The organism is Corynebacterium sp. HMSC062A03 (assembly GCF_001811145.1).
Classification (GTDB): domain Bacteria; phylum Actinomycetota; class Actinomycetes; order Mycobacteriales; family Mycobacteriaceae; genus Corynebacterium; species Corynebacterium aurimucosum.
Genome location: NZ_KV803690.1, coordinates 87,467 through 108,767, shown reverse-complemented (window position 1 = coordinate 108,767; position 21,301 = coordinate 87,467). Strand labels below are relative to the sequence as shown.

Below are 21,301 nucleotides of genomic sequence, written 5' to 3'. Positions count from 1 at the left end.
CGCTAGCTCCCGCTCGTCGGCGCCTTGGGGAGGCGGACGGTAAAGACCGATCCGCTGCCCAGCTCAGAGTCCACAGAGATCGAACCGCCGTGCTGTTCCACGAGGGACTTCACAATGGCCAAGCCCAAGCCCGAGCCACCCGTATCGCGGGTCCGTGAACTATCCGCACGGTAGAAGCGCTCAAAGATATGGGCTGCATCTTCGGGGGAGATGCCCTTGCCGTCATCGGCGACGTCGATAAGCACGTTCTCCTCATCATCCCGCAAAGTCAGCGTCACCGATGCCTCGTCACCACCGTGACGGATACCGTTAGATACCAAGTTGAGCAACACTTGGTGCAGGCGGTCCGCGTCACCGTTGACTATCGGAATCTCGGAGGCTTCATTGTTGACGTTGATCGTGCGGCCAGAAAAGGCCGCGCGTGCCGAAGAGCCCACGGAAAGCACGAGCTCCAGCATGTCTACCTCGCGCATATCGAGGCGCGATCCCTCCGCACGCGTCAGGGCTAGCAAGTCCTCCACCAGCAACGACATCCGCTTAGACTCAGCATCGATCTTGCTGAAGACAAATTCCGGATCTTTAGTCGCCCCCGAACGGTACAGCTCCGTGTAGCCGCGCAGGCTGGTCAGCGGCGTGCGCAGCTCGTGGGAGGCATCGCCGACGAAGCGGCGCATCTGCTGCTCCTTTTCCTGCGCATGGACGACGGAGTTCTGCAACTGTCCCAGCATGACGTTAAGCGCCGCGGCGAGCTGGCCTACCTCGGTATGTAGCGGCCACTCTGGCACGCGCTTGTCCAGGTTGCCGGCCGCGATTTGGGAGGCCGTTTTCTCGACCACGCGCAGCGGCCGCAGCGCCCGGTGGATCAGCCACATACCCACGAGCGCGATAATGAGCATGACCAGCGCCGCGATGATGACCTGGACTATAGCGAGGCCTTTCAGAATGGAGTTTTCCGTCGTCATGTCTTTTGCGACGACCACCACGGAGCCATCCGTCTTGAGCTGCGCCACGGCACGCCATTCGGTTTCGCCTTGAATTGAGCGAACGGTGCTAGGTTCACCACCAACGACCACCGAACGAGCATCCGGCAACGCCGCCGTCGGACGCGTGGTTACCACGGAGCCATCGGGATAATACGCCAGTGCTACATAGTCCGTCGGGGGTCGGCGGCTCCCGTCCTGCGGCGTGTAGAAAGTCGCGTCGAGATTGCTGGCCCAAGAACTCAGGGCATCATTCAGCTCGGTGTCCACGCGGGTGTAGAGCACGTTGCGCATGATCGACGAGACCGCCAAGGAGGACATAGCCAGGCCCAGGCCCGAAACCAGCACCATCAAGACGAGCAGCCACGTGCGCAAGGGCAGCGCTTTAGGGCGCTGCATGCGCCGGCGCAAGGCGCTATTGCGCACCGGCGTGGATCCGGAATCCGGGTTCGCGGTGGATTCGCTCATAGTGAAAAAGCCTACGAGCGCGGTGTGCGCAGCACATAACCAACGCCGCGGACGGTGTGGATGAGCGGTGTATCGCCGGTATCAATCTTGCGGCGCAGGTAGGAGATGTAGGACTCGACCACGTTGCCATCGCCGCCGAAGTCGTAGTGCCAGACGTTATCCAGAATCTTGGACTTGGACAGCACCACCTCGCGGTTCTGCATGAGGTAGCGCAGCAGATTGAACTCGGTGGGCGAAAGCTCCACGATCTCCCCTGCCTTGGTGACCTCGTGGGTGTCATCGTTGAGGGTGAGGTCGGCATAGGTCATGGTGGCGTCACCGTTCTGGTCATCCACCGTGCTGCCGCGGCGCAGGATCACGCGCAGGCGGGTGATGACCTCTTCCAGGCTGAAGGGCTTGGTGACGTAATCATCCGCACCGATGGTCAAGCCGTGGATGCGCTGATCCACGCTGTCCTTGGCGGTGAGGTAGAGGACGGGGCCGTCGAGGCCTTCTGCGCGTAGCTTGCCCAGCAACTCAAAACCGTCCATGCCCGGCATCATGACGTCCATGATGTAGGCGTCGGGATTGATCTCACGCGCAATGCGCAGAGCCTCGTTGCCGGAGTTGGCGCTGTGTACATCGAAGCCCTGAAACTTCAGGGAAACAGTAAGTAGTTCAACGATATTGGGCTCGTCATCGACGACAAGTACCTTGACGTCCTTTGAATCATCCATGGTCCCGCTTTGGTCCTTTCTCCGCTGTTCCTATGACTAGGTGGCGTGGGGGTTTCTCATTCAAAGTGAGAAGTATTGCACTACGCCTTCCCAGGGTACTGAGCGGAGTCTGGACGTGCGCTGTGAACAAATCAGTCCCACACGAGATTACCCAGATCCAGCCCTTCTGCCTGGGCTTGTGCTTCAATCAGCTGACGCAAGTAGCCGGCATTACCGCGATAGGTCTCATCGAAGCGCGGATCCTCGCAGTACATGCGAGCCAAGATCACTTGCTTGGACCTCGACACTGGGTACCACTGAGCAATGAGGTCGCGGTGCTTGTCGACGATTTCCTTCGCCCCCTCGCTGCCCGGTTCAAGCCCTGCGTTCGCGGACTCCTCTAGCTCGGCCGCAAAGTTTTCATGATCCACGGAGAATCCTTCCCAATCCTTCTTCCCCATCGATTCCGCAGCGGCCGCACTCGCCGCCCATTCTTTGCTGTCTCTCCACTTCTCGCGGGCTTCTTCCTGCAGTTGGGGCCATGCATCACCCAGATTGCGCACTTTTTGGCTGGGGCTTAGGTTCTTATCCATTTCGGTCTCCTCAATCAGTCTTTCCACTGCGTACAACATCGCATCGACGTCGGCTCGCCGCTTCTGTAAAGCCTCGTGTTGGCCTCGGAGGCGGGCCAGAGTGGCGGAGGAAGGGGCATCGAGAAGCACTGCGATGTCCTTCAGCTCAATTCCCACGCTGCGATATATCAGGATGTCCATCCCGCGCTGCACGTCATCTTCGGTGTACAGGCGGTGATCACCCCCAGTGCGCCACTGTGGGCTGAGCAGCCCAATGTCATCCCAGTGCCGCAACGTGCGGGTGGTGACTTTGAGGATTTCGGCAACGTCGCCGATGCTGTAGTCATTACGCATGACGTTGAGCCTAAAAGTTGACGTCGCGTTAAGTGCAACTCCTGCCACTCAGCACATATTTTTGCCTACGATAATGAAGCATGACGCAAGCCTCGAAACGCACTGACCGCCTCACCGTGGCTGCTTGGGCCCTGTGGGACTGGGGTTCGGCTGCCTTCAACGCGGTTCTCGTGACGTTTATTTTCTCGGTCTATCTCACCGACTCGGTGGGCCAACACATTGACTCGCAGTTCACCCCGGCGCAGTGGTTGTCGTGGTCTATGACGGTGGCGGGTCTGGTGATTTTTGCGGTCACCCCCGTGATGGGCCAGCGTTCCGACCGGTTGGGCACGCGGCGGCGCGCGCTGGGCTTCTGGTCGCTGCTGACCTTCCTGGTCATGGCCAGCCTGTTTTTCATCCGCAATGATGCGCCCGTGTATTTCTGGCTGGGGCTTGTCGGCTTGGCGGTAGGTTCGGTGACCATCCAATTCGCCGAAGTCAATTACTTTGCCCAGCTCAACCAGGTGGCCACCGAGGACAAGGTGGGCCGGGTATCTGGCCTGGGCTGGTCGGCGGGTTATTTCGGTGGCATCGTGCTGCTGCTCATCTGTTACTTCGGCTTCGTCTCCGGAGAGGGAGGCGGACTTGGGCTATCCACGGAGGGCGGCTGGAATATTCGGCTCGTGGCGCTGCTCGCCGCAGCGTGGTTTGGGTTATCTGCCATTCCCGTGCTGCTGCGCGTGCCGGAGATTGCACCGTCGGGTGAAGCAGCGGGCGGCCTCACAGCGTCGTACCGCGAGCTGTGGCGCACGGTGCACACGCTGTGGCGAGAGGATCGCAACGCCTTTGCCTTCCTCTTCGCTTCTGCCATCTTCCGTGATGGGCTCTCGGCCGTATTCAGCTTCGGAGCGGTGTTGGGCGTATCCGTCTATGGGCTTTCGCCTGGCGACGTCCTCATCTTCGGTGTTGCCGCCAACGTTGCGGCCGCGCTGGGCGCGGTGGCGGGCGGGCTGATCGACGACCACGTGGGCCCCAAAGCCATCATCCTCACCTGCCTGACAATTCTGACGTTGATGGCGGGCATCATGTTCTTCGCGCAAGGCCCGACGGCCTTCTGGATCTGCGGGCTCATCCTGTGCCTGTGCGTGGGACCAGCCCAGGCTTCCGCCCGCGGCTTCTTGGCGCGCGTTGCCCCGCCAGGACGTGAAGGCGAGATGTTTGGCCTCTACGCCACAACCGGGCGTGCCGTAGCGTGGTTGACGCCTTTCCTGTTCGGCGTCTTCGTCTTCCTGATGGGCCAAGGAGACCGGGGAGGCGTGCTCGCCATAGGGCTAGTCCTCCTCGTCGGAGCGCTCGTGCTCATCCCAGTCAAAGACCCCGCGAAAGCATAACGCTTTCGCGGGGTGGAGCCGCAGGGCGTGGGTTCCTTGTGGTGCGTCGGCCCCTTCTAGCGTGAGAGCGAAGCGCTCACGCTAGAAGTCCTGTGGACGCGGAATGTTGCGCAGGTTGGACTTCGCCATGGAGAGCATCTGACCCACGCCGCCACCGAAGACGGTGCGGGTCGCTGCCTTGGAGAAGCCCAGCAGCTGCTCGAAGGTGAGTGTCGGCGGCAGGGAGAGGGCGTTCGGGTCCGTGACGACGTCGATAAGCGCAGGGCCGTCGTAGGCCAAGGCCTCCTTGATAAGGCGCGGCGCGTCCTTCGGATCCTCGATGCGGAAGTGCTTGATGCCTGCGCCTTCCGCGATCTGGGCGAAGTTGACGTGCTCGTGGTCGGTCTCATGCTCCGGCAGGCCTTGGACCAGCATCTCCAGCTTGACCATGCCGAGGGAAGAGTTGTTAAACACGAACATCTTCACCGGCAGGTTGTGCAGCTTCACGGTGAGCAGCTCGCCCATGAGCATAGACAGCCCACCGTCGCCGGAGAAAGTGATGACCTGGCGGTCCGGGTGCGCCGCCTGCGCACCGATGGCCATCGGCAGCGCGTTGGCCATAGTGCCGTGGCGGAAGGAGCCAATCTGCTCGCGCTTGCCGTTCGCAGTGATGTAGCGCGCGCCCCAGACATTGCACATGCCGGTATCGACGGTAAAGATGGCGTCTTCATCGGCCTGCTGGTCAATGAGGTCTGCGATGTACTCCGGGTGGATCGGCGTGTGCTTCTCCACGCCAGAGGTGTAGGCCTCAACGACGTGGTGCAGCTTGTCGTAGTGATTCTTGAGCATCTTGTCGAGGAAGGAGCGGTCCTTCTTCTCATCGACGTGCGGCAGGATGTTCTCAATGGTGGCGGCGACATCACCCGTCACCGGGTACTTAATGCGGGTGCGGCGGCCAATGTGGGAGCCATCGATATCGACCTGGGCCACGTTGGCATCCGGCAGGAAGTCGTTATAGGGGAAGTCCGTGCCCAGCAGGATAAGCAAGTCCGCCTCGTGGGTGGCCTCGTGTGCCGCGCCGTAGCCGAGCAATCCGGACATGCCGACGTCGAAGGGGTTGTCGTACTGGATGTACATCTTGCCGCCCAGGGCGTGACCGATGGGAGCCTTGATCTTCTCGGCCAACGCAAGAACTTGCTCGCGCGCATCCTTGACGCCAGCACCGACGAAGAGAGCGACGGTCTTAGCCTCATTAATGGCCTGGGTCAGCGCAGCGGCCTCTGCCGGGTCCGGGTAGACAACCGGGCGTCCGGAGGAAATAACGGAGGAGGTGAAGGTGTCCTCTTCCGCCTCTTGAGTGGAGACATCGCCCGGAATGACGAGGACGGACACACCCTTGCCGGCCATGGTGCTCTGGATGGCATGGTGCAGGACCACACCTCCCTGCTCAGCGGAGTTGACCATTTCGCAGTAGCCGGAGCACTCCTGGAAGATGGCCTCCGGGTGGGTTTCCTGGAAGAACTTCGAGCCGATCTGGCGGGAAGGAATGTGGCTGGCTAGGGCGAGGACCTTGGCGCCGTTGCGGTGGGCGTCGTAAAGCCCCTGAATAAGGTGCGTATTTCCCGGACCGCAGGAGGCGGCACACACGGCAAGGTTGCCAGTGGTGAGGGAATCTGCCTCAGCGGCGAAAGCCGCGGCCTCCTCATTGCGGACGTGCACCCACTCGATGGAGGATTGACGCACCGCATCCACGATGGGATTGAGGGAATCACCAACGAGGCCATAGATGCGCTTGACCCCTTGGGCTTCCAGAGTTTCCACGAGCTGCGTGGCGTAATTGCGTGCCATGTTGTACCTCTCTAACTTTTATCGCTAACGGCCCCCAGTGTCCCCGCACCGGGCACATTTCGCCACCTTAAAGCTGCCTTCTCACGTAGTAGAGGCTTTGTGACTTCGACAACAAACACGCTTCTTGAGCTTTGAAACTGTAACGGCCGTTCGCTATAGTTTCGCAGCATGACAGATGCACGAACGGAAACCTCGGCAGAGATGCTTCGGACCTCAGCGACCCGCCGATGGACCTTCTTTGGCGTGGTCTCTTTAGGCCTGCTCATGATCGGCTTGGATAACTCAATCCTCTACACAGCCCTGCCGGAGCTCTCCGAGCAGCTCCACGCCACTTCGCTGCAGCAACTATGGATCATCAACGCCTATGCACTCATGCTTGCCGGTCTCCTGCTGGGCACCGGAACTCTGGGCGATAAAATTGGCCACCGCCGCATGTTCGTCATCGGCCTGTGGATTTTCGGCATCGCGTCTCTGACCGCAGCGCTAGCGCCCGGCGCGTGGGAGCTCGTCGCTGCCCGCGCCTTCTTGGGTCTTGGCGCCTCCATCATGATGCCCGCTACCCTGGCTCTGATTCGTCTGACCTTTGAAGATGAGATTGAGCGCAACACGGCCATCGGCATTTGGGGCTCCATTGCCGTCGTTGGCGCGGCCGCAGGCCCCACGGTGGGCGGCTTTTTGCTTGAGCACTTCTGGTGGGGATCGGTCTTTTTGGTCAACGTGCCCATCGTGATCATCGCCCTCATCCTCACTGCCTTCCTCGCCCCACCGAACGTGGCGAACCCAGCGAAGCATTGGGATTTCTTGTCTTCCCTTTACGCACTGATCACGCTGGCCTCCCTAGTGCTCGTCATCAAGTCCGTAGCCAGCTCCCACCTCAACGCCATGCTTATTGGTGGCGCGCTGGCCGCCTGCCTCATAGGCGCTGTCCTCTTTACTCGCCGCCAGCACACACTGGAGGAGCCGCTTCTCACCTTCGATATCTTCCGCTCCCCCATCTTCAGCGGCGGCGTGTTGGCCGCAGCCGGCGCCATGTTTGGCATGGCCGGGCTGGAAATGACCACCACGCAGAAGCTGCAGTTGGTGGACCTCTACTCCCCACTGCACGCTGGGCTCATCATTTCCCTCATCGCGCTGGCCGCGCTGCCGATGTCCGCGCTGGGCGGGGCTAACCTGCACCGCTGGGGCTTCTTGCCCATCATCGCCGGCGGCTTCCTCGCTATGGCAGCGGGCATTGGCTGCGTGGTGTGGGGCGGCACGCACGACGTGTTCCCCGCATACCTGGTTGGCCTGTTCATCACCGGCCTCGGCGCGGGGTTCGTGATGTCGGTATCCTCCACCGCCATCATCGGCGCCGCGCCTGCCTCGCGTTCCGGTATGGCCGCGGGTGTGGAGGAAGTTTCCTATGAATTCGGCACGCTGCTGTCCATTGCGGTCACCGGTTCGGTGCTGCCTATGCTCTATAAGAGCGGGCTGCCAGAGGACATCCGGGACCTAGGCATGGATGCACTCCACGACCCCTCGCTCGCGGAGGCCGCCGGCCCCGCATACACCGATGCTTACTTGGCCACCGCCGCCGGACTTGGCGTAGTCATGCTCATTTTTGCTGCGGTCACCGGCTGGTGCTTCCGCAGCAACCCAACCTCCGGAGGTGCCGATGCCACGCATTAGTAAAAAGGTTGAGGCGCTCGAAAAGGCGCTCGCCATCATCGAGAAGGATGGCGTTCACGCCCTCACCTACGATTCCCTGGCCACTGCCACGGGCATGAGTAAGTCGGGGCTCATCTACCACTTTCCTACCCGGCACGAGCTGCTCATTGATTGCCATAAGCTGTGCGCGGAGCGCTGGGAGGAAGAGCTCATCGGTCTCTCCGGTGGCAAAACGGCGGAGCAGTTGAGTCCTCGCCAGCGCTACCGCGCCACCTTGGAGTCGATGGGCAAGAATGACCCGCTCATTGAATTGCTCATGTCCATCCACTCGCAGTCCCATCCGGACTTCCAAAAGGTGTGGAGGGACGTCGATGGGCGCTGGCTGCCTGATCCTGCCGCGGAGGATGAATCCGTCGTGCTGGCATCAATCATCGCAGACGGCCTGTGGGTGCACGATCACCTCACCGACCGCCCCCTGCCGCCGCAGAGACGCCGCGCGCTTATCGACGTCGCCTTAGGCCACCTCGCCGAATAACCCCCAGAATGAAAAAAGGGCCTTGAAAAGGCCCTTTTGAGCTGGAGACGAGACTTGAACTCGCAACCTACGCATTACAAGTGCGTTGCGCTACCAATTGCGCCACTCCAGCACCGCGGCTCATCCGCTAGGGGAATCGTACCTGAGCCCACCCCATACAGAGAAAGTCAGGGTGCTTGCGCTGCGAAAAAGTGAACGTAAAAGCCGCGAAAAGCACTGGCAGGTGCATAAATCGACGGCAGTTACTAAAGTGCTGACTTACCGAACCCAGAAGTGTTGTTGAGGTCTATCTTTTCCGTGTCTGTTCTTTCTTCCTTGCGCCAGCGCCTGCTGTACCGTTCGGCCTCCGTCGCCACCATCGACGCTGCAAAGGCCGCACCACCGCCCTCCCCTCTAGCCCCTGTCGATCTCACCGATCCGGCCCAGGTCACAGGCGTCATGGAAATCGCCGCACGCGTTGGTGAAATCCTCATTGCGGCGGGCTCAGCCAATACCGACGTGCAAGCGCAGATTCACCTCGTCGCTTCCTCCTATGGTCTGCACTACTGCCACGTGTCGATTCTGATGAACACCATCACCATCCACACCTCCATCGGCACCGGACCGGAGCGGCACAACCTCCATGTCTTCCGCGTGGCACCGAGCATCGCCGTGGACTTCACTAAACTCTCCGCCGTCGACCGGCTCATCCGCTCCATCCACTCCGGTGCTACCCCGCCGGCAATGGCGGAGAAAATCCTGGATGACATCGACGCGATGAAGAACCCTTATTCCAAGACCACCATCGTCAGCGCGTGGGGTGCCATGGGTGGATTCATCGCCGTGATGCTGGGCGGCGACCTTCTCGTCGGGGTTGTCACCTTCCTCATTTCGGCACTCATTATGGGCACGAACATGTTCCTGGCGGACTATCGCTTGCCGCCCTTTTATCAGAACCTCGTCGGCGGCCTACTCGCCGTTGTCCCCGCGGCCATCCTCTACAACATCTTCGCGGGATTTGGCATCCAGATGCTACCTTCCCAAATCATCGGTTCCGGAATCATCATCCTGGTGGCGGGCCTGACCTTGGTGCAGTGTTTGGTGGACGGGATCACCCGCGCGCCCGTGACCTCATCCGCCAAGTTCTTTGAGGCGCTCATGTCCACCGGCGCCATCATCGCCGGCGTCGGTCTAGGTATCCAGGTGGCTTCGTGGTTGGGCTTCAGCCTGCCGCCACTGGCGACACTCGCCCCGCCCGTCTATCACCAGATCCCCCTTCTGGTGCTGTGCGGTGGAATCGGTTCTGCCGCCTTCGCACTAGCGCTGGGAGCGTCGTGGTCCGAGGTCACCATCTCCGGGCTCACCGCAGCCGCCGGTATGATTTTCTACTATTTCCTCGTCGTCTTATTAGGCGTTGGAGCTGTCGTCGCCTCTGGCATTTCGGCCGTGGCGGTCGGCCTCGCCGGTGGTCTCCTCTCCCGCCGCTACATGATGCCGCCGCTCATCACCATGATCGTGGGCTATACCCCCATGCTGCCGGGTCTGACTTTGTACCGCGGCATGTACGCCATGCTCAACGAACAGCTCATTACCGGCCTGACCAACCTGGCCAGCGCCCTCGCCATTTCCGGTGCACTAGCCGCTGGCGTGGTCTTCGGCGAGCGAGTGGCCCGCCGCCTGCGCCGCCCGCAATACTTCCGGCCTTATAACTCGATCAAGCGCTTGGGCACGTTCTCCTTCTCGCGTGCCACCCGCTTGGCCCAGCGCGCCCGCATTCCGCGCGTTCCCCTATCGCCCTTCGCTCCGCGTCACAACCTGCCAGCCCCACCGCCGCAGTTCGGCCCCAAACCGCCGACGCCTGCACAGCAGGCGCGCTTCCAGCAGGGCGATGCCGTCACGGACATGTGGCCCGTCACCACGCAATTTCCAGCGCAGCGCCCCACCTACACAGTGCCCGGCAAAGATGACCCGAGCGCCCCAACGGACTCGCAATAGCGTAGAATAGCCGGTCTGAAAGCTTTCACACTTCATCCCAGGAGGACTCCGTGCCACCAAAGGTCACAGATACTCAGCCCGCCGCTGATCAGACTCATGCAGTAGAGGAAGAGACCGCCCGCGCCGCGCGTCGCGTCGTCGCCACCTATGCGGAGGATTTCCTCGACGGCGTGACCCTCATGTCGATGCTGGGCGTCGAACCAGAAGGCTTAGTCCACCGCAAGGTTTTGGCTGAGCAAGCCGATGCCGCTCCGAAGAAGAGCAGCAAGAAGGCAACCAAGAAGGCCTCCAAGAAGTCCACCAAGAAGACGACAAAGAAGGCTACGAAGAAAGCCACCAAGAAGGCCACTAAGAAGTCGAGCAAAAAAGCTACCAAGAAGGCAACTAAAAAGGCCACGAAGAAGGCCTAGTTATGTCCGGGCGCAGCAATAGCTTCGTAGTCGTGGCCAACCGGCTGCCGGTGGACCTCGAAACCGCCGCCGACGGCACCCGTGAGTGGAAGGCCTCCCCGGGCGGCCTCGTCACCGCGCTCTCCCCTGTCCTAGAAGAGCACCAGGGCTGCTGGGTGGGCTGGCCGGGCGTGGCCGACGAAGCCCCCGAGCCTTTCACCACCGACAACGGCGTTCTGCTTCACCCGGTACGCCTCACGAATGAGGATTTTGAGGCCTTTTACGAGGGTTTTTCCAACGCCACCCTGTGGCCGCTCTATCACGATCTCATCGTCACCCCCATCTATAACCGCGATTGGTGGGACACCTACCGCGAGGTCAACCTGCGCTTTGCCAACGAGGTAGCGGCCGTCGCTGCGGAGAATGCCACGGTATGGGTGCAGGACTATCAGCTGCAGCTGGTGCCTGGCATCCTGCGCCAACTGCGCCCCGATCTCACTATCGGTTTCTTCCTCCACATCCCCTTCCCTTCCCCGGATCTCTTCCGCCAGTTGCCGTGGCGTGAGGAGTTGGTGCGGGGGCTTCTCGACGCCAACCTGATCGGCTTCCACCTCGAATCCAACGCCCGCAACTTCGTGGAGCTGGCTCGCACCCAGGGCCTCACAGTAGAAGGTGAGGTCAGCACCCGCGAGGTGACCGCCCGCATCGTGACGAATAGCGGTCATTCCGTCGGGGTCGGCGCCTTTCCCATCTCCATTGCAGCGAGTGAGTTCGCTGAGGGTGGCGATGCAGAGGACGTCGTCCAGCTCCGCGCTGAGTTGGGCAACCCCGCACACGTCATTTTGGGGGTCGACCGCTTGGATTACACGAAGGGCATCCTGCAGCGCCTCACTGCCTTCGAGGAACTCCTCGAGACCGGGGCGCTGGACCCGGACGAGGTGACCTTCGTCCAACTAGCTACTCCCTCGCGCGAGCGCATCGATCACTACCGCGCCACGCGCTCGAAGGTGGAGGAAGCCGTGGGCCGCATCAATGGACGCTTTGGGCGCTTAGGAGCACCCGTGGTGCATTACCAGCACAGCTCAGTCCCGAAAGACGTACTGCGGCGCTACTACCGGCTCGCAGACATCATGCTGGTCACACCATTCAAGGACGGTATGAATCTGGTGGCCAAGGAATACGTGGCTTCCCACAGCGATGGCTCCGGCGCGCTCGTGCTCTCCGAATTCGCGGGCGCTGCAGCAGAGCTTACCCAAGCCAACCTGTGCAATCCCTTCGACATCGAGTCCATCAAACGCGCTCTACTCTCTGCGGTCAAGGCACTGGAGGAATCTCCTGATACCATGCGCGAGCGCATGATTGCGATGAACGAGCAGGTGCGTCAGCACGATATCGCACTGTGGTCGCAGTCCTTCCTCGGCGCACTGAACCAGGAGGAAGCATGATGCGGCGCCGGCCCGCCGCAGCGCTCACCGCTGTGCTCGGCACGGCGCTGCTCACGCTTGGTCTGAGCGGGTGTGGCTCCGCCGAGGAGGAGCCTGCGCCGCGCGGCGATGAGCGCATCCTGGACAAGGATTGGCAGGTCATTAACCTCTATACATCTCCGGATGCTCCTTCCTCCCTGCCCGCCGATACTGCACACGTGCCGCACATGAGCTTCGGTGAACACACCGCTGTGGGCTCGACCGGCTGTGTTTCCTTCACTGCCGAGGTTTCCTTCCACAAGGATGACAAGGCCTCCACCATCTGGGAGGGCGACGTGATGCGGGTGGAGAAAGCCACTTATGAGAGCCCGCCGCGCAGTGCTGACTGCGAGGGCTCGATACAGTGGGCCGATTCACTCATGCGCAACCTCATTGCTGAGGGCCATGAATTCGATTTCGGGCTTAACCCGAACAACCAGCTGGTGTTGACGCTGCGCACTGACAAGGTGGACTCACCGATCATCCGGATGGCCTCGCTGTAGCCTTGAAGTTTTCGGCGCTAGGGTGGGAAGCATGATTGATGCTCTCGCCTCCGCAGAACACCTCGCGGTTGTTTCCGATTTTGATGGCACCTTAGCGGGCTTCGCACGCAACGCGTATGATGTAAAGCCGGAGCAGCGCTCGCTCGACGCCCTGGCCACCTTAGCGGAGCTCCCGAACACCACCGCCGCGGTGCTCTCCGGCCGGCACCTCGAGGGCCTAAAACAGGTATGCCCGCTGCGCGAACCGGTACTTTTGGGCGGTTCGCATGGCGCCGAGTCCTCGTGGGAGGATTCCGCCCTCGCTCCGGAGATGGAAGCTCACCTGGCGAAGAAAGAAGCAGAGCTCAGAGAAATCATCGCGCGCCACCCCGGCGCGGAACTGGAGGTCAAACCCTTCCAGCGCGTGCTGCACCTGCGGACACTAGAATTGCAGGATCCTGACGCGGCGGCCGCGGCGTATGCAGAAGGCGAGGCTCTCAGCGCCGATGGTTTCCCCAAGACAGCGGGCAAGTGCGTCGTCGAGTTTTCTGCTACACAGGCCACGAAAGGCACGTGGCTTGAGAAGCTTCGCCAGCGCGTCGGCGCCACGGCAGTGGTCTTCTTGGGGGATGACACCACCGATGAAGACGGCTTCGCCCTGCTCAACCAACCGCCGGACCTCGGCGTCAAGGTCGGTGAGGGCGCAACGCAAGCGGCGCTGCGCGTGCCCGATATCGCGGCGGTGACGGAGTTCCTCGAAGAACTCGCCGCCGCCCGCGCGCAGCACAGCGCTTAAGCCCCAGCCGGGGCCACGGTCCGCCCGGGATGGAAGGTGGTCTCCAACAACGCGCGCGGCACCTCTCCGCGCCCATCGATGAGGCTGGCCAGCATGCGCCCCGCCGCCGCCCCCTTTTCCTTGTTCGGCTGCACGACGGTGCTCAGGCCCAGCGCCAAGGCGGGCGCAATGCCGTCGAAGCCGGTAACAGAAAGCTGCTCGGGAACCGCGATTCCATGATCGCGTGCATAAGCGATTACGCCAAGCGCCATCGAGTCCGTCGTACACAACACCGCGGTGAGATCCGGGTGCCTAGTCAGCAATTCCTCTGCGGCCGCATAAGCGGTGCGTGGATCATTGATGTGGCGCGTCACCACGGGGATGCCTGCAGGATCGAGTCCCGCGTCTGCAAAGACATCGAGCGCACCCAATACACGTGAGCGTTGCACGTGCATATCCGCCGCAGCTAGCTGCGCAGCCGTCACTTCACCATCGAGGCGCTCGCGGTATAGGCGGATGGCAAGGATGCCGATGCGGGTATGGGAGGCGTCGACAAGCGCCTGCGCCGCCGGGGCAATCGCGGCGCGGTCATCGATACCCACGAAGGGCAAGCCCGAATCCGTGGGCTGGTCACACACCACCACCGGCAAGCCGCGGCGTTGCACCGCTTCAAGGTAAGCATCACCCGCCGCCACGGAATAGACCACAAATCCATCAACCGCCGCCGACCCTACAAGCTGCGCTGCCTGGGCGTCATTGGGAGCACCGACGGTATCTGGACCGGCCGGGATGAGAGTCAACGTCGTGCTCGCCCCTGCCGAGGCCTCCGCCATACCGGCGAGGAAATCTACCGAGGCCATGTCCTCGAAGGCATAGGACAGGTGCTCAGTAAGCAGGACGCCCAGCGACCCCTGGCGGCGTGTGCGCAGGCTGCGCGCGGTGGGATCCGGGCCTGTGTAGCCACGCTCAGCCGCCGCGGTGAGGATGCGCTCCCGGGTGGCGGGGGCCAGCTGGTCTGGGCGGTTATACGCGTTGGACACCGTGGTGGGCGAAACCCCGAGTTCGGCGGCCAGGGAGGCCAGCGTCGTACTGCGTTTGGACATGACGGTAAGGTTACCCGTTTTCAACTCATTATCATTTGACAACAATTTTCACTAAAGCGTAGAAATAGGGACATGACCACTTCCCTCCCACGCCGTGCTTTCCGACGTCCCACCGCTCTCCTCTTCGCAGCCACCCTGGGCGCCGCCTCGCTGAGCGCCTGTTCTTCCAGCGGCGATAACGCCGATGGCGGCTCGGATGCCGGTTCCGATAAGGAGACCATTCAGGTCGTCGCCTCGACCTCCATCTGGGCTGATGTGGCCCAGGCGGTCGTCAACACCGCGCAGACCGACGTCAATATCGACGTCCACGCCATCGTGAGCGGCAACAGCGTGGACCCACACCACTTCGAACCCACCGCCGCGGATATCGCCCGCGCCGACGAGGCCGACGTCATCATCGCCGGTGGCGGCGGCTACGACGCCTGGCTCTACCAGGCCGTCAAGAACCAAGACCAGATCATTCACGCCCTGCCGCTTACTGCGCATGACCATGGCGATCACGATCATGGAGAACATGAGCATGGCGAGGAACACGACCACGCGCATGATGAGCATGGTCATGACGACCATGACCATGGAGAAGGTCATGACCATGACCACGCTCACGAAGGCGAAACCGTGACCATGGACGAGGCCAAGAAGATTGCCGCCGAGCACCCCGAGCAGGTCACCAACATCGATGGCAACGAGCACGTGTGGTACGACTCCGCCGCCATCGAGAAGGTGGCGACGGAGGTCGCCACGCTCGTTAACGAGGCCAACCCAGAAGCCAAGGCGACCGCCGACCCACTCGTGGAACGTGTGGAAGGACTGAAGGCACGCATCGAGAAGCTCCCGCAGCGCAACTACGCGCAGACCGAGCCCATCGCGGACTACATCTTCAAGTACACCGATAGCACCGACGCCACCCCGGAGGGCTACCGCAAGGCCACCGTCGCTGAGGGCGAGCCCACCGCCGCCGACCTGGCCCGCTTCCTCGAGGACATCAAGCAGGACAAGATCGACCTGCTCATCTTCAACCCGCAGACCGAAACTGACATGACCAAGCGCATCCGCGCCGCCGCCGAGGATAAGAACATCCCGGTGGTAGAGATTGGTGAAACCCCACCAGAAGACACCAACTTCCTTGACTACTACGAGGAAGTCGTCAACGCACTCGAGGCTGTGTAAGTGCTCATTTCTTTCGAGGATGCCGCAGTAGAACCACTGTGGTCGGACATGAACCTCGCCGTAGATCGCGGCGAGTTCATCGCCGTTTTGGGCCCCAACGGCGTGGGCAAGTCCACGCTGCTGGGAACAATCTTGGGTACCCGCCAGCTCACCGCGGGCAGCGTCGACGTCAACTGCCGCGTGGGCTTTATCCCACAGCAAAGAATGTTCCCCCAGGACCTGCCCCTGCGCGCCCGGGATCTCGTGTCGCTCTCCCTCGCCCATGGCGTGCTCCGGAAGCGACGGCCTGCTCGGGGGCGTGTCGACGAACTCCTCGCCGAAGTCGGTGCCACCGGCATCGCTGACCGCCGCGTGGGCCAGCTCTCCGGTGGACAGCAACAGCTCATCCGCCAAGCCCAGGCCCTAGCCAACGACCCAGAGCTCATCCTCGCGGACGAGCCGCTGTTGTCTTTGGATCCAGCGCGGCAGCAGGCGACCGTCGAGAAGCTCAATGCGTGGCGCCACGAGCGCGGCACCTCCGTACTCTTCGTTACCCATGGCATAAACCCGGTGCTGGGCGTGGTGGATAAAGTGCTCTACCTCGCGCCCAATGGCCACACGTTCGGTTCAGTCGATGAGGTCATGCGCTCCGAGGTCCTCTCGGAACTGTATGGCTCCTCCGTGACTGTTCTCAACGTCGATGGGAGGCTCATCGTTGTCTAAATTCATCGAAGATACCCAGTACCTGCTGGGCGTTGATTTTGTGCAATCCTCGCTCATCGCCTGCGCGCTGCTCGGAATCCTTTCCGGAGTGATGACCTCACTTATCGTCCTGCGCCACATGTCCTTCTCTGTGCACGCCACCTCTGAGCTCGCGCTCATGGGCGCGGCCGCAGCGTTGCTGTTCGGTCTCAACATCGGCTTCGGTGCGATTGCCGGTGCTATCGTGGCCGCCATCATCCTGGCGGTGCTGGGACTGAAAGGCCAACAAGACAGCGCTATCGGCGTGGTCATGAGTTTCGGCCTGGGTCTCTCGGTGCTTTTCTTACACCTCTACCCCGGCAACGCCAAGACCGCAATGACGCTGCTGATGGGACAGATCGTCGGTGTCTCCTCCGCGTCGGTGTGGCTGCTCGCCGCAACCACCGCCATCATCGTCGCCGTGGTGGCGTTCTTCTGGCGCCCCCTGCTTTTCGCTTCCGCGGACCCCGTCATGGCCCAAGCCGCCGGCGTGCCGGTGAAGTCTCTAGCGGTGTGTTTCGCCATCCTCGTGGGCCTGACGGCCGCGCAATCCGTGCAGATTGTCGGTTCCCTGCTCGTCATGGCGCTGCTCATCACGCCGGGTGCTGCGGCGGTACAGATTACCTCCTCCCCACTGCGCGCGGTGATGTGGTCCACCATCTTCGCGGAGGTCTCCGCCGTGGGCGGCCTGGTCCTCTCCCTGGCGCCGGGCCTGCCCGTCTCGGTCTTCGTCACGAGCATCTCTTTTGTTATTTACCTGGTCTGCCGCGGCATCGGCTGGGCTCGCAGCCGCAAGGCCGTCCGCGACGACGTCGCCGCCCGCCGCGCCTCCCAGGAACACTTCCGCGCCGCCACCGATCGCGCCGACGCCGAGACACACCACACCTCGACGCACGATGAGCACTGCGCGCATCAGGATTAGGCTAGATGCGTGACTTTGGAACGCCGTAGCCTCGAATTACAAGACCGCACCCGCACGTACCTCGTGTACCGCCCGAATGATGACGTCGAGCGCCAGAGAGACCTCCTCCTGTTCTTCCACGGCTCCCTGCAATCCGCGAACGTCATCCGCCGCTTCACTAACGGCACGTTCGATGACCTCGCCACCCGCCACGGCATGCTTGCGGTCTACCCCACCGGCGTGGAACAGCACTTTAACGATGCCCGCGCCACCCTGCCCGTCGCCGCGCGCGAGCTGGGCATCGATGACGTCGCCTTCACGCGCGCCATCCTCGACGAGCTGCGCGCGGAGCAGGAGATTGGCCGCGTGTTCCTCTGCGGCTTCTCCAACGGCGGGCAGATGGTTATCCGCTTGCTCTTCGACGCCCCCGGGCTTGCCGATGCCGCCTGCGTCTTCGCCTCCACTCTCGGCGCCGGCGCCAACCATGCGCCCACCAATCCGGACTCGGCGTACCAACCCACCCCGGTCATGTTCGTCCACGGCACGGGCGACCAGCTCGCGCCCTATACGGGCGGAACGGCGGGCATTGACCCGAAGCGCACCCGCGGTGCCGTCACCGGCGCGCAGGAGAACGCCGCACGCTTCGCGGAGCTCAACCATGCCGCCGGCCCAGAGCGCACCCACCTTTTCCCCGACACCGTTGTCGACCGCTGGGAGCCGGCAGACGCCACCGGCGCGCCGGTCGAGCTCGTGAGCGTCGAGGGCATGGGCCACGTCATCCCGTCGGGCAACGAGCTGGACCCACGCCTGGGTAAAAACACGGATTCCTTCATCGCTGCCGAGCTCGTGGAGGAATTCTTCGGGCTCTAGACTGCACGTGCGCCCCATCGTGTCTCACTCCACTCAGCCCCAACCTCGGGTCGAGGCCGTTCGTAGGTGAGCGTCGAGAAGCAATAATTGTGGATTACCGACCAGTGCTTTGGCGATTCCTAGACGCTATTTCATACCGAGCGAAGCATGCTCGCAGGAAACACTGTGGTGCAATGAAAGGCCTACAAGGGATAAAAGATCCTTCAGTTCATCATTCAGTGAACCTTGTTGTAGTGGTCGGCAATGTCGTTGACGATCGCATAGAGGTCGCGTTCCATCGCGTAGGTTTTCTTTTCTCGCGTACTGACTAATCACACTTGCGACCCGTTGTTATCTAGAGAATTATTACGTCTCAGCGTGATGTTGCACACGTCTGTGCATGTATGTACTCTCGATGTCACGGTTTGCTGGCGAAGATTCTTCAAGTTACCCGCAGCTGAATCTGTACAAGGTGAAAACGGCAGGCAAAGGACCGAGTCGTCCTCGTCTCTAAGCCGTGGAACCCCAATCCTCCAGAACCTTGTATTCGGCACACGCACGCAATCTGAATGTTCAAGATGTGAAGTACTGGCCAGCAACCAAGAAGTAAAGATCGCCATCCAGCTTTCTCGGCCCTGAATCTAGCATCCGGAGGCGTAGAGAAACTCACGCAACGACTGAAACGCCAGCGTCTGTGTCACGTCGCGCAGCTCAAGGAAGAACCCATCTTCTGTAATTTCAACAATCCGCGCACCGGGGATGGCTGCCACAATCGGCGAGTGCGTCACCACGATGAACTGCGCACCCGCCTCCGCGGCGCGATGGATTTCCGCCATGAGCGTCATCTGCCGCACGAGCGAAAGCCCAGATTCCGGCTCGTCGAGGATGTAGAGCCCGCGCCCATCAAAGGAACGCTGCACGACGTCCATGACGGACTCGCCATGCGACATCGCGGTCGAACCAACGTTGTAGTGCGCCTCCGCTCGCAGGAAGTAGCCGTCCTTGGGCGCGGTACCTAGCCGCAGGCTCGCCCACCTCCGGAGGGGATTGATGGGACCGGCGGAGCGCTGCACACCCCATATCCCACCGCGCTCAGGAAAGCCGTACTCGAAGGCAATGCCCTCGGCGAGCGTCGACTTTCCTACCCCGTTGTCCCCGGTCAGCACGGTCACCGGCGCACGCAGGTCCAGTCCTTGGCGTCGCAGCGCCACGAAACCAGGAACGGAGGACACCCACTCAGGTCCGTGGCCGCCGTCCAGCGCGGCATAGGCGTCGACATAGAAGTCTCTCATTCGCCCTCCCCAATAAGAAACGCGGCGGTCCCCAATGGATCGGCAAGGAACTCGCGCGCGGCGTGGACAGCTTCCGTCGCTTCGGGAGCGACGGGCGCAATCCCCTTGTCGCCGAACGCGTAGACGGTCGCGCCTTGCATGCTGAGGAAGACTGGCGAGTGCGTCGCGAGGATGACCTGCGCGCCCTGGGCGGCGAGGCGCTCGAGCTGCGTGACAACCTCGACCTGCCGGGGATAGGACAAGCCGTCTTCCGGCTCGTCGAGAATGATCATTCCGTCAGAATGGAAGCGTCTCTCGACGAGGGCGAGCAGACCCTGGCCGTGGCTGAGAAACGGCAGGTCACTGAGCGGATCGGGATTCTCCGGGCTGTGGATCTGGTGGTGATACTCGCTCAAGTTGAGGAAGGTCTCGCCGCGCAAGAAGTACACGTCGCGCGGGTTGTGCGCCCGCGAGCAGATGAGCCACTCGGGATAGTCCTCGTCGCCGGTGGCAAACCGGGCGTGGCGCGAGCCGCCCTCGGGATTGACGCCAAGCCCCACGGCGATGGCCTCGAGCAGCGTGGATTTTCCGGCGCCGTTATCCCCCACGACGACGGTCACGGGCGTAGGCAAACGCAAGGCGCCGCCGGGCAGCGCTGCGATGAGCACGCCCAGGCGGCGCATGTGTTCCGGCACGCCGGGCAGTCCCTCCCCAATAAGCTCCGGGGCGGGACGCACACTCGTGAGGAACATGGCGACGAAAGCGTGAGCCTACTTCTGGGCCGCGCGACGCTGGCGGGCGAACTCGGAAAGCACCGCACCTGCCGCCACGGAGGCGTTGAGGGATTCAACCCAGTCGGTCATGGGGATGGACATGATGGCATCGCAGTTCTCGCGGACGAGGCGCGAAATGCCTTTGCCCTCAGAGCCGATGACGATGACAACGGGGTCGGTGCCACCGTTGTAAGTATCGAGGGTGTGCTCGCCTCCCGCATCCAGGCCAACAACCTGGTAGCCGGCCTTCTGGAAGTCCTGGACCGTGCGGGTCACGTTGGTCACGCGAGCCACCGGCAAGCGCGCGGCGGTGCCGGCGGAGGTACGCCAGGCCACCGCGGTGACGGAGGCGGAGCGACGCTCTGGGATGATGACACCATGGCCGCCGAAGGCCGCGACGGAGCGGATGACTGCGCCGAGATTGCGCGGGTCGGTGATGTTATCGAGGATGACGAACATACCCGGTTCCTGAGCATCGCGGGCCCGATCCATCAGGTCATGAACGTCGGCATACTTGTACGGCGGAATCTGCAGGCCAATGCCCTGGTGCATGCCGTTGCCGGTCATGCGATCCATCTCGTGGCGCTGGACCTCAAGAATCGGGATGTTGCGGGTATTGCACATGGCCACTGCCTCCGACAGGCGGGCATCATTACGCGTGCCCTGCACGATGTAGAGGGAGGTAGCAGGCACCTTGGCGTGCAGGCACTCGATGACCGGGTTGCGGCCAACGACCATCTCCGCGGTCTCCTTCTGGTGGCGGCCCGAATTGCGGCGCTCGCGTTCCAGCTTCGCCTTGTGCTTGGCGTGGTAGACGCGGTCCTCCGCCTTGGGCGTAGGGCCCTTGCCGGCCAGGCCCTTGCGACGCTGACCACCAGAGCCCTTCGTAGCCCCCTTCTTATTGGACTTGCGGGCGCCCGCGCCGCCGCGGCCATGGGTACGTGCCATAATTCTTCTCCTTTGTTGTCCTCGACTTCTGTGCT

General features: G+C 62.1%; 20 protein-coding genes and 1 tRNA gene. 12 read left to right on the top strand and 9 right to left on the bottom strand.

The window, feature by feature from the left end; translation table 11 throughout:
• Positions 1-2 precede the first annotated feature (2 nt).
• From HMPREF2781_RS09445 to HMPREF2781_RS09435, 3 genes are all read right to left on the bottom strand, one after another.
• Entirely contained in the window at positions 3-1,448 is a 1,446-nt protein-coding gene (locus HMPREF2781_RS09445; protein WP_070645600.1) for a sensor histidine kinase, read from the bottom strand.
• An 11-nt stretch (positions 1,449-1,459) separates the two neighbouring features.
• Positions 1,460-2,164 (bottom strand): response regulator transcription factor, encoded by a 705-nt coding sequence (locus HMPREF2781_RS09440; RefSeq protein WP_070446030.1) that lies wholly within the window; start codon positions 2,162-2,164, stop codon positions 1,460-1,462.
• 131 nt (positions 2,165-2,295) lie between these two features.
• The gene (locus tag HMPREF2781_RS09435) at positions 2,296-3,069 is read right to left on the bottom strand and encodes a MerR family transcriptional regulator (protein ID WP_070645598.1); all 774 of its coding nucleotides are present in this window, start codon (positions 3,067-3,069) and stop codon (positions 2,296-2,298) included.
• An 80-nt stretch (positions 3,070-3,149) separates the two neighbouring features.
• Here HMPREF2781_RS09435 and HMPREF2781_RS09430 point away from each other — a divergent pair, with 80 nt between their 5' ends.
• Positions 3,150-4,439 carry an MFS transporter gene (locus HMPREF2781_RS09430; RefSeq protein ID WP_070645596.1) on the top strand — a complete coding sequence of 430 codons (1,290 nt, stop codon included), beginning with the start codon at positions 3,150-3,152 and terminating at the stop codon, positions 4,437-4,439.
• 81 nt (positions 4,440-4,520) lie between these two features.
• Here the strand turns inward: HMPREF2781_RS09430 and HMPREF2781_RS09425 are convergent, their stop codons facing one another.
• Positions 4,521-6,266: a pyruvate dehydrogenase gene (locus tag HMPREF2781_RS09425; RefSeq protein ID WP_070645594.1), complete on the bottom strand. Its 1,746-nt coding sequence runs from the start codon at positions 6,264-6,266 to the stop codon at positions 4,521-4,523.
• 168 nt (positions 6,267-6,434) lie between these two features.
• Here HMPREF2781_RS09425 and HMPREF2781_RS09420 point away from each other — a divergent pair, with 168 nt between their 5' ends.
• On the top strand, positions 6,435-7,934 hold the full coding sequence (locus tag HMPREF2781_RS09420) for an MFS transporter (protein WP_070645592.1): 1,500 nt from the start codon (positions 6,435-6,437) through the stop codon (positions 7,932-7,934).
• Complete coding sequence (locus HMPREF2781_RS09415; protein WP_070446013.1) at positions 7,921-8,448, top strand: TetR/AcrR family transcriptional regulator; 528 nt, start codon at positions 7,921-7,923, stop codon at positions 8,446-8,448. Before HMPREF2781_RS09420 ends, HMPREF2781_RS09415 begins: the two co-directional genes overlap by 14 nt.
• 39 nt (positions 8,449-8,487) lie before the next feature.
• Here the strand turns inward: HMPREF2781_RS09415 and HMPREF2781_RS09410 are convergent.
• Positions 8,488-8,560 (bottom strand) — tRNA-Thr (locus HMPREF2781_RS09410).
• A 185-nt stretch (positions 8,561-8,745) separates the two neighbouring features.
• On the opposite strand from HMPREF2781_RS09410, the gene HMPREF2781_RS09405 reads away from it, so the two are divergent.
• Genes HMPREF2781_RS09405 through otsB form a run of 5 tightly spaced genes read left to right on the top strand, consistent with a single transcriptional unit; the run spans position 8,746 to position 13,552 of the window.
• Positions 8,746-10,422: a threonine/serine exporter ThrE gene (locus HMPREF2781_RS09405; RefSeq protein WP_070446073.1), complete on the top strand. Its 1,677-nt coding sequence runs from the start codon at positions 8,746-8,748 to the stop codon at positions 10,420-10,422.
• Positions 10,423-10,472: 50 nt separating this feature from the next.
• On the top strand, positions 10,473-10,832 hold the full coding sequence (locus HMPREF2781_RS09400) for a hypothetical protein (RefSeq protein WP_070446010.1): 360 nt from the start codon (positions 10,473-10,475) through the stop codon (positions 10,830-10,832).
• Between the two features lie 2 nt (positions 10,833-10,834).
• The gene (locus tag HMPREF2781_RS09395; protein WP_070446007.1) at positions 10,835-12,256 is read left to right on the top strand and encodes an alpha,alpha-trehalose-phosphate synthase (UDP-forming); all 1,422 of its coding nucleotides are present in this window, start codon (positions 10,835-10,837) and stop codon (positions 12,254-12,256) included.
• Positions 12,253-12,777, top strand: coding sequence for a hypothetical protein (locus HMPREF2781_RS09390; RefSeq protein WP_070446002.1), 525 nt, complete (start codon positions 12,253-12,255; stop codon positions 12,775-12,777). The genes HMPREF2781_RS09395 and HMPREF2781_RS09390 overlap by 4 nt, the downstream gene beginning before the upstream one ends.
• Before the next feature lie 31 nt (positions 12,778-12,808).
• A complete protein-coding gene (otsB, locus tag HMPREF2781_RS09385) occupies positions 12,809-13,552 on the top strand; it encodes a trehalose-phosphatase (RefSeq protein ID WP_070645590.1) in 744 nt (247 codons plus the stop codon).
• On the opposite strand, the gene HMPREF2781_RS09380 is transcribed toward otsB, so the two are convergent.
• Positions 13,549-14,634, bottom strand: coding sequence for a LacI family DNA-binding transcriptional regulator (locus HMPREF2781_RS09380; RefSeq protein WP_070445994.1), 1,086 nt, complete (start codon positions 14,632-14,634; stop codon positions 13,549-13,551). The two genes, otsB and HMPREF2781_RS09380, sit on opposite strands and share 4 nt — an antisense overlap.
• A gap of 72 nt (positions 14,635-14,706) precedes the next feature.
• Between HMPREF2781_RS09380 and HMPREF2781_RS09375 the strand changes: the two genes are divergently transcribed.
• Genes HMPREF2781_RS09375 through HMPREF2781_RS09360 form a run of 4 tightly spaced genes read left to right on the top strand, consistent with a single transcriptional unit; the run spans position 14,707 to position 18,295 of the window.
• Positions 14,707-15,804 carry a metal ABC transporter solute-binding protein, Zn/Mn family gene (locus HMPREF2781_RS09375; RefSeq protein WP_070645588.1) on the top strand — a complete coding sequence of 366 codons (1,098 nt, stop codon included), beginning with the start codon at positions 14,707-14,709 and terminating at the stop codon, positions 15,802-15,804.
• A complete protein-coding gene (locus HMPREF2781_RS09370) occupies positions 15,805-16,506 on the top strand; it encodes a metal ABC transporter ATP-binding protein (protein ID WP_070645586.1) in 702 nt (233 codons plus the stop codon).
• Positions 16,484-17,446 carry a metal ABC transporter permease gene (locus HMPREF2781_RS09365; RefSeq protein ID WP_210386027.1) on the top strand — a complete coding sequence of 321 codons (963 nt, stop codon included), beginning with the start codon at positions 16,484-16,486 and terminating at the stop codon, positions 17,444-17,446. Before HMPREF2781_RS09370 ends, HMPREF2781_RS09365 begins: the two co-directional genes overlap by 23 nt.
• A gap of 9 nt (positions 17,447-17,455) precedes the next feature.
• Positions 17,456-18,295 (top strand): CE1 family esterase, encoded by an 840-nt coding sequence (locus HMPREF2781_RS09360; protein WP_070445983.1) that lies wholly within the window; start codon positions 17,456-17,458, stop codon positions 18,293-18,295.
• A 620-nt stretch (positions 18,296-18,915) separates the two neighbouring features.
• Here the strand turns inward: HMPREF2781_RS09360 and HMPREF2781_RS09355 are convergent.
• From HMPREF2781_RS09355 to rlmB, 3 genes are read right to left on the bottom strand one after another with little or no spacing between them, the layout of a single operon-like run.
• Entirely contained in the window at positions 18,916-19,566 is a 651-nt protein-coding gene (locus tag HMPREF2781_RS09355) for an AAA family ATPase (protein WP_010188886.1), read from the bottom strand.
• Complete coding sequence (locus HMPREF2781_RS09350) at positions 19,563-20,297, bottom strand: AAA family ATPase (RefSeq protein ID WP_010188884.1); 735 nt, start codon at positions 20,295-20,297, stop codon at positions 19,563-19,565. The genes HMPREF2781_RS09355 and HMPREF2781_RS09350 overlap by 4 nt, the downstream gene beginning before the upstream one ends.
• Positions 20,298-20,315: 18 nt before the next feature.
• Positions 20,316-21,266 carry a 23S rRNA (guanosine(2251)-2'-O)-methyltransferase RlmB gene (gene rlmB / locus HMPREF2781_RS09345; RefSeq protein WP_070445974.1) on the bottom strand — a complete coding sequence of 317 codons (951 nt, stop codon included), beginning with the start codon at positions 21,264-21,266 and terminating at the stop codon, positions 20,316-20,318.
• Positions 21,267-21,301 lie beyond the last annotated feature (35 nt).

Excerpts from the sequence above, each read along its gene's own strand:
- HMPREF2781_RS09350 (WP_010188884.1), bottom strand. The coding sequence starts at position 20,297 with ATGTTCCTCACGAGTGTGCGTCCCGCCCCGGAGCTTATTGGGGAGGGA.
- HMPREF2781_RS09420 (WP_070645592.1), top strand. The coding sequence starts at position 6,435 with ATGACAGATGCACGAACGGAAACCTCGGCAGAGATGCTTCGGACCTCA.
- rlmB (WP_070445974.1), bottom strand. The coding sequence starts at position 21,266 with ATGGCACGTACCCATGGCCGCGGCGGCGCGGGCGCCCGCAAGTCCAAT.
- HMPREF2781_RS09395 (WP_070446007.1), top strand. The coding sequence starts at position 10,835 with ATGTCCGGGCGCAGCAATAGCTTCGTAGTCGTGGCCAACCGGCTGCCG.
- HMPREF2781_RS09355 (WP_010188886.1), bottom strand. The coding sequence starts at position 19,566 with ATGAGAGACTTCTATGTCGACGCCTATGCCGCGCTGGACGGCGGCCAC.
- HMPREF2781_RS09440 (WP_070446030.1), bottom strand. The coding sequence starts at position 2,164 with ATGGATGATTCAAAGGACGTCAAGGTACTTGTCGTCGATGACGAGCCC.
- HMPREF2781_RS09430 (WP_070645596.1), top strand. The coding sequence starts at position 3,150 with ATGACGCAAGCCTCGAAACGCACTGACCGCCTCACCGTGGCTGCTTGG.
- HMPREF2781_RS09375 (WP_070645588.1), top strand. The coding sequence starts at position 14,707 with ATGACCACTTCCCTCCCACGCCGTGCTTTCCGACGTCCCACCGCTCTC.
- HMPREF2781_RS09380 (WP_070445994.1), bottom strand. The coding sequence starts at position 14,634 with ATGTCCAAACGCAGTACGACGCTGGCCTCCCTGGCCGCCGAACTCGGG.
- otsB (WP_070645590.1), top strand. The coding sequence starts at position 12,809 with ATGATTGATGCTCTCGCCTCCGCAGAACACCTCGCGGTTGTTTCCGAT.
- HMPREF2781_RS09425 (WP_070645594.1), bottom strand. The coding sequence starts at position 6,266 with ATGGCACGCAATTACGCCACGCAGCTCGTGGAAACTCTGGAAGCCCAA.
- HMPREF2781_RS09445 (WP_070645600.1), bottom strand. The coding sequence starts at position 1,448 with ATGAGCGAATCCACCGCGAACCCGGATTCCGGATCCACGCCGGTGCGC.
- HMPREF2781_RS09390 (WP_070446002.1), top strand. The coding sequence starts at position 12,253 with ATGATGCGGCGCCGGCCCGCCGCAGCGCTCACCGCTGTGCTCGGCACG.
- HMPREF2781_RS09365 (WP_210386027.1), top strand. The coding sequence starts at position 16,484 with ATGGGAGGCTCATCGTTGTCTAAATTCATCGAAGATACCCAGTACCTG.
- HMPREF2781_RS09435 (WP_070645598.1), bottom strand. The coding sequence starts at position 3,069 with ATGCGTAATGACTACAGCATCGGCGACGTTGCCGAAATCCTCAAAGTC.
- HMPREF2781_RS09415 (WP_070446013.1), top strand. The coding sequence starts at position 7,921 with ATGCCACGCATTAGTAAAAAGGTTGAGGCGCTCGAAAAGGCGCTCGCC.